An 11,683-nucleotide genomic window follows, 5' to 3' on the forward strand; every position below is an offset into this window, starting at 1 on the left:
GTGGTCTACCGGGTGGTGATGCTCTCGACGGCGGCGTTCGCGCGCTCGGCGAGGGCGTCCGGCATCGGCGCGCTCCCGACGGAGTCGGCGGCCGTCTGCTGGCCCTCGTTGCTGACCGCGTACTTGCCGAAGGCCTTGACCAGCTCCACCGTCTCCGGGTCGGCGTAGGACGCGCAGTAGATCTGGTAGGAGACCAGGACCAGCGGGTAGGCGCCAGGCGCGGTGGTGACGCGGTCCAGCTTCAACGCGAAGTCGTGCTCGCCGCGGCCCTCGGCGGGCTCGGCCGCGTCGACGGCCAGCGCGGCGGCCTCGGCGCTGACGGCCACGAACTCGTCGCCCACCTTCAGCTTGGCCTTGTCCGCGGTCTTTCCCGCGACGGAATCGTCCACGTAGGCGATGGATCCCGCGGTGCGGGTGACGGTGCTCATGACGCCGGCGTTGCCCTGCGCGTTCTCGCCGCCCAACCCCGAGGGCCAGGAGCCGTCCTCCTCGTCCGTCCAGGTGTCCGGCGCCGTGGCATGGAGGTAGTCGGTGAAGTTCTCCGTGGTTCCGGAGTCGTCGGAGCGATGGACCGCCGTGAGGCGCATGTCCGGCAGGTCGACGCCCTCGTTCAGCGCGGCGATCGCCGGGTCCGACCAGTTGGTGATCTCCCCGCGGAAGATGCTCGCCACGGTCTCGGCATCCAGGTTGATCTCCTTGATGCCCGGGAGGTTGAAGGCCAGGGCGATGGGGGAGATGTAGGCGGGAATGTTCATCGCGCCGCCGGGTCCGCAGTACGCCTTCGCGTCCTCCATCTCCTCGTCGTCGAGATACGCGTCGGAGCCGGCGAACGCGGCGCCGCCGGCGAGGAAGGCGGTGCGTCCCGCGCCCGAGCCGGCCGGGGAATACTGCACGCGCACACCGGGGTTCAGCGCACCGAAGCTCGAGATCCACGTGGACATCGCGGCGCTTTGGGCCGAGGAGCCGACGCCGGTGATGGTGCCGGAGAGGTCGGACGCGTTGGCCTCGGCGGCGCGCCGCTGCTCTTCGCCGAGCGGGAAGTCGGAACCGCAGGCGGCGAGCGTCAGGACGACGGCGGCGCCGGCGAATGCGGCCGCGGCACCGCGACGCCGGCCGGGGAGGGGACGGGGCGTCGACCTGAAATGCATGAGAGCCAGTCTACGGACATCCGGCGGCGTGGCTGACGACAGCGGCAGAAGGCCCCAGTCCGGGGGACTGGGGCCTTCACCATCACTCGCTCACTCGCACCTTGAGAGGCAGGCACTACGTTACCGAGCCACGCTGTGCGGCGCCTGTGGGGGCCGAGGAAATCCCTGCGGGTCAGCGTACGGACTTGCGGCGGCCCGCCAGTCCTTCGGCGACCCCGATCAGCAGGACGGCCGCGACGACGGCGACGATGAAGCCGAGGACGTTGAGCTCGAAGATGTCTCCGGTGTCCAACAGGCTCGCGACGACGCCGCCGATGACCGAGCCCGCGAGTCCAAGCAGCAAGGTGGCGATCAGGCCGAGGTTCTGCTTGCCCGGCTTGATGAGCCGCGCAAGCGCGCCGATGACGAGTCCCGCGATGATGAATCCAATCATGTTCCAGCCCTTCTCTAGGTTCCGGGACCGCTCCTTGGCGGCTCCTCGGCCAGCAATCCTATGCCAGTGTGCGCCGCTGCGCCTCCCGGGCGGTCCGTGGATACCGGCGTGCGTGTGCCGACGCGTTCTTCCACTGGAAAAGTGAACCGTGCGATACGGAGAGGGCGGGGAGGTGGCGGCGCGCCGGATCGTTGGCGGAAAGGCCGCCGATGGCCCCCGCCAACGCAACCGCGACTTGGGGGTCCTGGCGCCCGTAGGTGCGGATGGACCCGAAGGCCGTAGCCAGCGGGTCCGTGAAGTTGGGCAGTGGCAGGACCGCCCCCCGGCGCTTCGGCGTCGAGCCGGGCCACCGGTCCGCAGTCGCGGCGCAGGGCCCTGACGAGCACGGCGGAGGCATGGTGGATGGCGTGGACCGCAATGGTGGGGTCGTTGGTGCCCGGGGGTAGTGCCCGGGCAGCGACGTCGGCCAGTTGGCTGAGCGAGAGTGCGGTGTCCATGAGCTGCGTCCGTTCAGGGCCCAGCTTGACCGCGGCGTTGATGCTGGCGGTGATCCGCGTGATCTCCTCCTCGGAAAGGTCGGGGCCGCCGGCCACCGCCAGGATGGCGCCCTCCAGGACGTCGTCCCCGGCATGGCGTTCAGGTGGACGACGCTCTCGATTTCCCTTCCGACCGCTGCGACGTCGGCGACCTCGACCGACGTCGGGAACGCGCTTGCCTGCGAGAGGATGATGACCCGTGGTTGGGCCCGGGCCGTGATCCGCGTTTCGGATCCCGCGATGGGGTAGTGGCGCTCGATGGCGGCGATGCCGTTTTTTCGGAGCTGGTCCAGGATGTTCTCCGCCCGGATCTCGCGGGCCAGGTGTGCCAGAAAGAACGCCAGCGCGGCGATACTGCAGAGTCCGAGGACGAAGGCGAAGGTCCTGAGCATGCGGGGCGTGTATTGGCTGCTCGCCAACTGCGTGCGAGGAGATGGACGCCGCGGGGGAGAAGGTCACCGTCTCGGCGGTGCGCTCCCGCGCGGGCGTCTCCATGGAGGCCGCCCATCTCGGCGTCGAGGAGTGGCGGGCCCAGGCGCGGCAGTCCGAGGTCGCGATCCCGGAGGCCGTGCAGCGGGCGTTCGTCGGAGCGTGGGCCGCCGCCCGGTACCAGGCGGACCGCGAAGCGGCCGGCCAGCTCGTCGAGGCGGCGCAGGTCGAGGCCAGGGGCGCCGGGGACCTCGTCGACACCGAAGCCGCGCGCGTCGACGCCGAAGCGCAGCGCGCCGCGGCGGCCGAGGAGCAGGTTGCGCACCTGACCGAACGCCTTGCCGCCCTGATCGCCCAGACCGAGGGCCAACGCCGGGACGCGGCATCGGCGCTGGACGCCGAGCGGGCCGCCGCCGCGGCCGCACGGGAGGAGCTCGCCGAAATGCGCGGACGTCTCGCCGTCCTCCAGGAACAGGCCGAGCTGTACTGGAACAAGGACGACACCGACCGGTAGGCGCGCGGGCCGCCCCTATCACGCGCGAAGGTCCCGGCCCGGGGGAGACCGGGACCTTCATCATCACTCGCACCTCCAAGAGGCGCTCCCGACACTACGGAACCGGACTGTATGGCCTCTGTGCGCCGGGCGGGAACCCGCTGGAGCCGGCTTTTGCGTGGGGGACCGGTCGCCCTGATCCCGGAGGGCACCGTCGGGTCCGTCCGGCGTCGGGGTGGCGGCTACGGGCGTTCGTTGCGGCGGGTGAGTCCGAGCAGGGCGAGGGCGGTCTGGAGTTCCGGGGTGTCGGCGGTGAGTTCCAGGGGTTCGAGGTCGGTGACGTGGCTGCTGGTCTGGCCGTCGGTGTCCCGTTCGTACACGGCCCAGAGCAGCAGGTCGTCCCCGTGCCGGGAGCGGAACTGGATGCCGTCGCAGAAGTCCGAGCCGTCGGGGTTCCTGCGGGTCCAGAGGTGCTGGGAGACGTCCTGGGTGAGGAGCCGGTGCTCGGCGTTCTTCAGGGCCGCGGCGTCGAAGTCCTTGAGGTTGTAGGCCAGGGCGCGGCCCTTGAAGAGCTCTGCGGGCGGACGGATCATGATGGGCAGGTCCGGGCTGGTCGCTGCGTTCGGTTGACATCCTTAGCCGGCGAGAGTCAAGACTTGTTCGGGCGTGCGCGCCAGAAGGCGCATAGCTACGAGAGAACTGACCGCGTACGACGAGAGATTGAGGAGCACGATCATGATGAACGGCGATGGTATGGGCGGCATGGGATTGATATGGATCTTCGGGCTGCTGGTGCTCGTGGGGGTGCTCGTGTTGGTGATCGTGTTGGTGAAGGCCTTCTCCGGCAAGTCCTCGAACAATGACAGCCCCGACGCCGGCCGGGGACCGGGCGGGGATCCTGACCGAGGGAGGCAGATCGTTGAAGAGCGCTACGCCCGTGGGGAGCTGAGCACCGAGGAGTACCGGGAGCGGCTGAGGATTCTGAAGGAGGGCGGCCGGTGAGTCCGTTGAACCGCCGTCAGCTGCTGGCTCTGGGTGCCGCCGGTGCCGGTGCCACAGCCCTCGGCGGGGCGGGGATGTGGTGGATAACCAGCAACGACCCCCGATACGTAGGCACCGAGGAACTGACCGAGCCCTCGGTGCTGTCCAGCCGCGACGGCGTGCTGGAACTGGATCTTGAGGCCGCCCCGCTACGTCTCCAGGTCGGCGGGCGTGAAGCCTCTGTGCTGGCCTTCAACGGGTCCCTGCCGGGCCCGACCCTGCGTGTGGCGCCCGGGGACACGATCCGGGTGACGATGACGAACGCGCTTCGGGCCCCGACGAACCTGCACGTGCACGGGTTGCACGTCTCCCCTGAGGGCAACGGCGACAACCCTTTCCTGAGCATCAGCCCGGGAGAGTCGTTTGAATATGAATTCGTCCTGCCCGAGGACCACCCGGCGGGCACCTACTGGTACCACCCACACCGCCACGGACATGCTGCCGATCAGGTCGCCGCCGGCCTGTATGGGGCGATAGTGGTTGAGGACCCAGAGCTGATTCCGGTGACCCGCGAGCGGGTCCTGGTCGTCTCGGACCTGTCCCTGGACTCCTCCGGTAACCTCGCTGAGGTCGACCGGATGCAACAGATGATGGGCCGGGAGGGTGAGGTCGTCCTCGTCAATGGTCAGGTTCACCCGCGACTGGACGCCGCACCGGGGGAACGGGAGCGGTGGCGGATCGTCAACGCCTGCCCCTCCCGGTACCTGCGCCTGCAGCTGGAAGGCCAACAGGTCCGATTGCTCAGCCGTGACCTCGGGCGCCTGCCGACCCCTGAGGAGACCACCGAAGTGGTGATCGCTCCCGGCAACCGCATCGAGCTGCTCGTCGAGACCACCGCGGGCTCATCGGTCCTAGCCGCGGCGCCCGTAGACCGCGGCGGCATGGGCGCCATGATGGGTGGGGGCATGATGGGCGGAAACGGTCCAGGCAGCGGGGGAGTGATCGAGCTGCTCACCCTCAAGGTGTCCGGTGACCCGGCGCAGACGCCGGAGCCCGTGCCGGCAGGGCCTGCGCTGCGGGACCTGCGCGGGGAATCCGTCACCGGTCGCCACACTTTGGATTTCTCCATGGGTATGGCCGGCAGTATGGACGGTGACGGCCCGATGATGGGCGATGGAGGCGGTGCAGACACCATGATGGCCTTCTCCATCAACGGCCGGGAGTTCGACCCCGCCCGGACTGATACCACGGTGGCGGCTGGGGCCGTGGAGGAGTGGACACTGGTCAACTCCAGCCCCATGGACCACCCCGTACACCTGCACGTGTGGCCGATGCAGGTCATCGAGGACGGTGACCGCGACGTCTCCCAGCCGAGGTGGCAGGACGTCGTCAACGTCCCAGCCTTCGGGCAGGTCAAAGTCCTTATCGCCTTCGACGACTTCCCTGGACGAACCGTTTATCACTGTCACATCCTCGACCACGAGGATCAAGGAATGATGGGCATCGTCGAAGCTCGCTGAGGCTAGGGCGGCCGGAGCGCGAGGTCGCTGCCTGACCGTTAGTGCCATAGCTGCGTCCGACGGCAGGGGACCCCCGAGCAGAATCCCGTCCCATGGGACCGCCGGGTACTAGGGCGTGTCTCCCAATAGGGAGAGATGATGACGGTGGGCAGAACGGTCGCCGAGCGGTACGTGAGGGCCAGTTTGTCGTAGCGGGTGGACAGGGATCGCCATTGCTTGAGGGTGTTGAAGCTGCGTTCGACGACGTTGCGCTGCTTGTAGGCGTCCTTGTCGTAGGTGACGGGACGTCCGCCCGTGGTGCCCTTGCGTTTTCGGTTGGCTTTCTAATCTTCCTTTTCGGGGATGACGCATTCAATGCCAAGGCCGCGTAGGTACGTCCGGATTGCTTTGGAAGAGTAGGCTTTGTCGGCCATGCCGCGGTCCGGACGTTTGCGGGACCGTCCGGGACCAGCCCGTTCGCGCCGGGACGCGGCATCGGCGCTGGACGCCGAGCGGGCCGCCGCCGCGGCCGCATGGGAGGAGCTCGCCGAAATGCGCGGACGTCTCGCCGTCCTCCAGGAACAGGCCGAGCTGTACTGGAGCAAGGACGACACCGACCGGTAGGCGCGCAGGCCGCCCCCTTGTCACGCGCGAAGGTCCCGGCCTGGGGGAGACCGGGACCTTCATCACCACTCGCACCTTCAAGAGGTGGCACCTACATTACCGTTGCGCCGGCCCAGACCGGCCCAGCTACTTAACGCTGAGTGCTGCGAAGGTCAGGATCATCTTGTTCCCGTCTCGATGTCTCAGTTCTTGTCTCGCGGGGGATTGGGGTCGTTGCCGTAGGAATTCTTGGCACCAATGGTTCCGTCGAGATTCTTGATGACGTGCTCGGCCTGATCGCGCTTGGCGGCCGCCCGTCCCTGCTCCTGCTGCTCGGCCTTCGTGCCTCCCACGGAGAAGGCTCGGCTGCTTCCCTGGCGCCGGCTCTTCCAAACGCCGTCCTCACTGTAGGTCTCGATCTCGGGCTTCACCACGGCTAACTCCTTCATCCGAAAAGAATCCACTAACAACCCGAAGTCTATTCACGACCTCCGACAACTTGGGGCCTGACGGAGGGATGCGGGAATTAATCGCCGGGCAAGTGAGCTTCGTCGGATGCGCCGCTATAGGAGCCAAGACGAGTCCACTGTTCGCGGACGCTGTGGCCGGCAGGCGGCAGTGGGGCTGGCTAGGATGAAGTCCGTGACAAAGTCCGGTGAACTTGTGCTGCCCGATGACTATCCCGCCTTTCTCGGTCAATTGAAGGACCGTGTCAGCGGGGCCCGGCTGCGGGCGCTGCGGCGGGTGAACACCGATTTGCTGGAGCTCTATTGGACGATCGGACGGGACATCCAGGCCCGGCAGGAAACCCAGGCGTGGGGGAGCGGGGTCATCGGCCGGCTGGCCGAGGACCTGCGCGCCGCGTTCCCGGAGATGAAGGGCTTCTCCCGGAGCAACCTCTTCTACATGCGCGGGTTCGCCGCGGCCTGGCCCGAGCCAATAGTCCAACAGCCTGTTGGACAACTTCCCTGGGGACACATCACGGTGCTGCTGGACAAGCTCGATACCGCCGAAACGCGGGACTGGTACGCGTCCGCTGCCGTTGAACACGGGTGGTCCCGCAACGTGCTGATGAACATGATCATGAACAGGACCCTGGAGCGCTCGGGCTCGGCGCCCTCGAACTTCGCACAGCACCTGGTGGCGCAGGACTCCGAACTGGCCCAGCAAGTCGCCAAGGACCCCTACTCCTTCGAGTTCCTGGGCCTGTCGGGCAAGGTCGCCGAACGCGACCTCGAACAGGCCCTCATGGACCGCATCACCGAAACGCTCAGGGAACTCGGGAACGGGTTCGCGTTCGTGGGACGGCAGGTGCACTTCGACGTCGACGGAGACGACTTCTACATCGATCTGCTGTTTTTCCACGTCGAGCAGCTGCGCTACTTCGTCATCGAGCTCAAGACCGGGAAATTCCAGCCCGAGTACGCCGGCAAGCTCAACTTCTACGTCGCCCTGGTCGATGACAAGCTCAAACGCCCAGCCCATGCGCCTACCGTGGGGATCCTGATCTGCGGCAGCAAGAACGACCACAGCGTCAGGTACGCCCTGGGCCGGTCCACCTCGCCGATGGCCATAGCCGCCTACACCTACGACGAACTGCCGGCCGCCGACCGGGACCTGGTGCCACCGGAGGAACAGCTCACCGCCGCCCTGGATGCCCTGCCCGACGGGGATTCCTAGCCGCGCACCCATCCCTGTGCAGGTTCCCGACGCGGCCGACAGACGTGCCCCTCTGCCCATGCAACGGGACGATCCCGGGCCGGTCTTCGTCGTGTGTGCCATCGTGGAGGGTGGTGGTGAGCAGGTGGTTACGTTTGGACTTGAAGCACCGGGAACGACCGATACCGCCGATGGGCGGAGCCGAGGAGGCGACAATGGAGCACAAAGCGGACGAGCCGATCGATCAGGAGCGGCCGATCGAGCGTGAGGAATCGATCGATCAGGAGGAGCTGGCTGGGGTGGTGGAGGGGGCGTTCGCCGAACATCCGGAGGCCCGCCAGTTCCGGTTGCGGTCCGTGGAGGTTGTCGGGGGAACGCTCGAGGCGGTCTTCTTGGGAAGGCCGGAGGACGAGGCGGGCGGACCCTACGGTGTCCGGCTGCCGGCCCCGGAGTCCGTTGGCGGCCGGGTGGCCGGCGGCGGGGGCGTGGCGGGCAGCGGACAAGAAAGCGGGACGCTGACCGGCTGGGTCGAACGCATGCTGCTCGTTCCGGCCATGGAACACTACGACACCGGTCGCGCGGGTGTCCGGGACCGCGGGGTGCTCTGGCTCGACCTCGATGCCTAGGCCACCCGGCGCCCATAGCTGACCTGAAGCCGACCTGCAGCGTCCCCAAGACGCTGCCGGGGGTTTGGGATCCGGCACCTCAAGCGGCAGCGGACTAGTTGTCCTGGTCGCCGCTATTTCCGCTGTCTTCTTCAGCGTCCTCGTTTTCCTGGTTCCCTTTCGTGTTTTCGGTTTGTTCCTGCTGGACCTCGTCGTCGGATGCTTCGTCCTGGTTTGAGTTGTCGCAACCTGTCATGAGCAGCGACCCACAGCCAGAAGGGTGGCGGCCCTAGTCGTTCCTGTCGTCAGCGAGGCGCCTTTCTGCCAGTTCTCCATGGCCGGCCCCTTCCCCGCCTTGGAAGCGAGGGGCCGACCGCAGGGCAGGGGGCCGAGCCGGCGACGTGTCCACCGGTCGAGTCTAGGACGACGACGTGAGAGGGGGGAGAGTCCCAAGACGAACGGCATTGCACGACCGGCATGCGCTAGCTTGTGGAGATAGAGATGCTGTCGCCGGCCGGGATGGCACGAGACCAAAACTGGAGGAGTGGCACTCATGGCAGGTTTGGGTAGATTCGGCAAGATCGTTATGGACGCGGCAAGGAACCCGAAGGTAAGAAGCGCGCTGCAAAGCCCCAAGGCCAGGCAGGTCGGCGGCAGGGTCGTGGATGGGGCTGCCGATATCGCAGGGAAGGCGACCAAGGGCAAGCACCCGGACAAGATTCAACGCGCCCGCGAAGAGGCACTCAAGCGCCTGCGGGACCGCCCCTAAACGTCGCGCGGCCCGGCCGCAAGGGCGGTGTCCTGGAAGCGATCGGGATCGTGGTTCGGAACGTGGTTTCCTGCGGGAAGGCAAGCGTTGGCCGGCGATCGCGGCAGGGCTAACCTGAAGGTGACCCACCCGCGGTCTGCGGGCGGGCAGCCAACCGTAGGGGAGTGCCACCATGGGTTTGGGCGACAAAATCCGCAACAGCGCCAGGAAGATCCGCGGCGGGGGCAAACCCACCATCGGCGGAACCACCGGAGATGGCAACCCGGGCGCCAGTGGCAGGGGCGAGCAGTCCAGAGCGGATCTGAGACACGTCGGCGAGAAAATCAAGGACGCCTTCAGGAAGCACTGACAACCCGGAGACAAGGGCGGGGCTGGGGATCCCCGTCCTGTATGCCGAGCTGCCGTGGTTCTGGAGCGCCCAGGGGTCGTTCCGGCTGTGGCGAACAGGTGCACCCTTCGCTCTCAGAGGAGCGCGCCGGAGCACAGCGTGCACCGCTTCATATGCGCCGCTATCGGTGTCCAACCCACGGGAGTTGCATCAGATGCGGATACTCCCGTGGCCGCCGCGCCGAAGATCTGCTGCTGGTCGACGATGAGGGTCGGCATCATCGTCAGCAGTTGGGAACTTGTCACAGCCTCCCGTGGGGCCCGCGACCACCTGGAGCGTGTGGACAGTTCCAAGGGCACGGTGGAAGACGCAGCTGACAGCGACGAGCCGGGGTGCACGGGGGCCGTTGAGCTCGCGCAGATGAACTATGCCGCGGCCCTCATGGCCGTTCCAGTAACTATGTCGGGCGAGGCGCCAGGCACGCATTACGAAGATGTTGCCGATGCCGGCAACGCATGGCTCAGCGTCATCGAGCGCACCGACTACGAGTTCCTGCCCGAATACGACCCGAACGCCTAGCAACACGCGGCGTTCATGCCCTGCCCGCTTTCGGGCACGCCACCTAGCACCAAGCTCTCTGGTGCGCTTGTGGAGCGTCGGCCTCAGAGGGGCAACATATGCGCCGTTACCGGGGTTTGCCGAGTCGGGCCCGCGGGTGGGCCTACCCTGGTTGTGGTGGGTCCGCAGGGACTGCCGCGGGCCGTAGTCGGACGGGTGCTGGCTTGTCTTCGGTCGTTTGTCCCGATCCTCATGGTTGGTCGGTGGGGTCTTTGTTCGGGAGGGTGACGGTGAAGACGCTGCCTGTGCCGGGGGTGCTTTGTACCGTGATCGTTCCCTGGTGCGCTTCGACGATGTTTCTCGCGATGCCCAGGCCCAGGCCGGCACCGGGGATGGTGGCCTTCAGTGCGCTGTTTGAGCGGAAGAACGCGGTGAACGCGCCGCGTTGCACTTCGGCGTCCATGCCGACGCCGGTGTCGGCGACCTGCATGGTGGTGCCGGCCGGGCCGTGGGACGCGCGGACGGTCACTTTTCCGCCGTGTGGGGAGAATTTGATGGCGTTAGACAGGAGGTTGTCCAGGACCTGCCCGATGCGGAAGGGGTCGGCGTGGGCCGTGAGGTTGTCGGGGCACTCGCGGGTGATCTGGACATGGTGGCTTGCGGACCGCGGCGCGGCGGCTTGGATCCGATCGGCGATGATGTCGGCCAGGTCCACGGTTTCGGGTTCGATGCTTTCTGGTCCCGCCGCGGTGGCCAGCAGGTCGGTGACGATTTGAAGGAGGCGTTTGCTGTTCCTCATGGCCACGCTCAGGTGGGCGACAACCCGGGCCGGAACGCTGGGGTCGTCCAGTGCCAGCTCGAGGTATCCCATGATGGATGTCAGCGGGGTGCGTAGCTCGTGGGAGATGTTGGCGATGAACTTCTCCTTGGCCGCCAGGGCTTCCACCAGGCGGGTGACGTCGCTGAAGGCCAGGACCGATCCCTTGAAGTCCGGTCCCTGCACGCTGCGTCCCGAGACGCTCAAGGCGCGCTGGTCATGCCGGGGGCCGATCCAGACCAGTTCATCGGTGAAGGATTCCCCCTTGACCAGGCGCGGCACTGCCCTGTCCATTGCCGGGACAGGGGTGGTCCGGTCGGGACGGTAGAGGAGCAGGTCCGCATCTTTGGGGGAGTCGGTGCCCTCGGGTGTGGCGTGCCGGAACTGGGATTGGCTGCGGGCATTCTCCAGTACCGTCAGGCCGTGGGCGTCGAGGACGGCGACGCCCACGTCCACGGTGTCCAGCACGGTCCTCAGCAGGGCTTCGTTCTTGCGGCTCTCCAGCAGCTGTTGCAGCAGTTCCCGGTCCTTTTGGTAGAGGTTGCTCCCGTGTCGTGTGTCCCTGGCGTCGGCCCGGCCGGTGGCCGGGTGGTTGTCCCGGTATGTGTGCGGTGGAGCTTCCATCCCGTGGTCGGAAGCCGGGCGTTGTGGGGATTTGGAAAGGATGACCAGGTCCATGGGCGGGGCGTTTTCCGCCGCGGCGTGGCGCGAGGCCGAGAGCACCGCGGGTACGGGGCCGTGGGCGCCCTGGAGGGCAACCTCCAATTCGAAGGCAGCGCCGGTGGCCAGTTGGGGCAGAACCTCTGATGCGTAACGCTCGCGGCT

14 protein-coding genes and 2 pseudogenes are annotated in these 11,683 nt (G+C 67.2%); 9 read left to right on the forward strand and 7 right to left on the reverse strand.

Features of this window, described 5'->3' with window-relative positions:
- Positions 1-5 precede the first annotated feature (5 nt).
- The 3 genes and pseudogenes from pstS to ACHAAJ_RS10360 all read right to left on the reverse strand — a co-directional run bounded on the left by pstS (position 6) and on the right by ACHAAJ_RS10360 (position 2,509).
- Positions 6-1,148, reverse strand: a complete 1,143-nt coding sequence (gene pstS, locus ACHAAJ_RS10350) for a phosphate ABC transporter substrate-binding protein PstS (RefSeq protein ID WP_435728058.1) — start codon at positions 1,146-1,148, stop codon at positions 6-8.
- 172 nt (positions 1,149-1,320) lie between these two features.
- Entirely contained in the window at positions 1,321-1,581 is a 261-nt protein-coding gene (locus ACHAAJ_RS10355) for a GlsB/YeaQ/YmgE family stress response membrane protein (protein ID WP_435728059.1), read from the reverse strand.
- A 14-nt stretch (positions 1,582-1,595) separates the two neighbouring features.
- Positions 1,596-2,509, reverse strand: a pseudogene (locus tag ACHAAJ_RS10360) (DUF2254 family protein).
- A gap of 41 nt (positions 2,510-2,550) precedes the next feature.
- Between ACHAAJ_RS10360 and ACHAAJ_RS10365 the strand changes: the two are divergent.
- The gene (locus ACHAAJ_RS10365; protein ID WP_435728060.1) at positions 2,551-3,060 is read left to right on the forward strand and encodes a hypothetical protein; all 510 of its coding nucleotides are present in this window, start codon (positions 2,551-2,553) and stop codon (positions 3,058-3,060) included.
- Positions 3,061-3,281: 221 nt separating this feature from the next.
- On the opposite strand, the gene ACHAAJ_RS10370 is transcribed toward ACHAAJ_RS10365, so the two are convergent.
- On the reverse strand, positions 3,282-3,632 hold the full coding sequence (locus ACHAAJ_RS10370) for a hypothetical protein (RefSeq protein ID WP_435728061.1): 351 nt from the start codon (positions 3,630-3,632) through the stop codon (positions 3,282-3,284).
- Positions 3,633-3,774: 142 nt separating this feature from the next.
- Here ACHAAJ_RS10370 and ACHAAJ_RS10375 point away from each other — a divergent pair, with 142 nt between their 5' ends.
- Together ACHAAJ_RS10375 and ACHAAJ_RS10380 are read left to right on the forward strand one after the other, a co-directional pair.
- The gene (locus tag ACHAAJ_RS10375) at positions 3,775-4,041 is read left to right on the forward strand and encodes an SHOCT domain-containing protein (protein ID WP_435728062.1); all 267 of its coding nucleotides are present in this window, start codon (positions 3,775-3,777) and stop codon (positions 4,039-4,041) included.
- Positions 4,038-5,540: a multicopper oxidase family protein gene (locus ACHAAJ_RS10380; protein WP_435728063.1), complete on the forward strand. Its 1,503-nt coding sequence runs from the start codon at positions 4,038-4,040 to the stop codon at positions 5,538-5,540. Before ACHAAJ_RS10375 ends, ACHAAJ_RS10380 begins: the two co-directional genes overlap by 4 nt.
- 38 nt (positions 5,541-5,578) lie before the next feature.
- Here ACHAAJ_RS10380 and ACHAAJ_RS10385 read toward each other — a convergent pair.
- Positions 5,579-5,803 (reverse strand): annotated as a pseudogene (locus ACHAAJ_RS10385) (hypothetical protein); the annotation flags it as partial.
- A 148-nt stretch (positions 5,804-5,951) separates the two neighbouring features.
- On the opposite strand from ACHAAJ_RS10385, the gene ACHAAJ_RS10390 reads away from it, so the two are divergent.
- A complete protein-coding gene (locus ACHAAJ_RS10390; RefSeq protein ID WP_435728064.1) occupies positions 5,952-6,143 on the forward strand; it encodes a hypothetical protein in 192 nt (63 codons plus the stop codon).
- Between the two features lie 182 nt (positions 6,144-6,325).
- On the opposite strand, the gene ACHAAJ_RS10395 is transcribed toward ACHAAJ_RS10390, so the two are convergent.
- Complete coding sequence (locus ACHAAJ_RS10395) at positions 6,326-6,556, reverse strand: DUF2188 domain-containing protein (protein WP_435728065.1); 231 nt, start codon at positions 6,554-6,556, stop codon at positions 6,326-6,328.
- Positions 6,557-6,764: 208 nt separating this feature from the next.
- Between ACHAAJ_RS10395 and ACHAAJ_RS10400 the strand changes: the two genes are divergently transcribed.
- The 5 genes from ACHAAJ_RS10400 to ACHAAJ_RS10420 all read left to right on the forward strand — a co-directional run bounded on the left by ACHAAJ_RS10400 (position 6,765) and on the right by ACHAAJ_RS10420 (position 10,062).
- On the forward strand, positions 6,765-7,802 hold the full coding sequence (locus tag ACHAAJ_RS10400) for a PDDEXK nuclease domain-containing protein (RefSeq protein ID WP_435728066.1): 1,038 nt from the start codon (positions 6,765-6,767) through the stop codon (positions 7,800-7,802).
- 194 nt (positions 7,803-7,996) lie between these two features.
- Positions 7,997-8,407, forward strand: coding sequence for a hypothetical protein (locus ACHAAJ_RS10405; RefSeq protein WP_435728067.1), 411 nt, complete (start codon positions 7,997-7,999; stop codon positions 8,405-8,407).
- Positions 8,408-8,930: 523 nt separating this feature from the next.
- Positions 8,931-9,155, forward strand: a complete 225-nt coding sequence (locus ACHAAJ_RS10410) for an Rv0909 family putative TA system antitoxin (protein WP_435728068.1) — start codon at positions 8,931-8,933, stop codon at positions 9,153-9,155.
- Positions 9,156-9,327: 172 nt separating this feature from the next.
- Entirely contained in the window at positions 9,328-9,504 is a 177-nt protein-coding gene (locus tag ACHAAJ_RS10415; protein ID WP_435728069.1) for a CsbD family protein, read from the forward strand.
- A gap of 207 nt (positions 9,505-9,711) precedes the next feature.
- Positions 9,712-10,062 (forward strand): hypothetical protein, encoded by a 351-nt coding sequence (locus ACHAAJ_RS10420; RefSeq protein WP_435728070.1) that lies wholly within the window; start codon positions 9,712-9,714, stop codon positions 10,060-10,062.
- Between the two features lie 229 nt (positions 10,063-10,291).
- On the opposite strand, the gene ACHAAJ_RS10425 is transcribed toward ACHAAJ_RS10420, so the two are convergent.
- The coding region (locus tag ACHAAJ_RS10425; RefSeq protein WP_435728071.1) for a sensor histidine kinase at positions 10,292-11,683 on the reverse strand (1,392 nt) is incomplete at its 5' end.

Source organism: Arthrobacter arnarulunnguaqae (genome assembly GCF_051262515.1).
Lineage (GTDB): Bacteria > Actinomycetota > Actinomycetes > Actinomycetales > Micrococcaceae > Arthrobacter_N.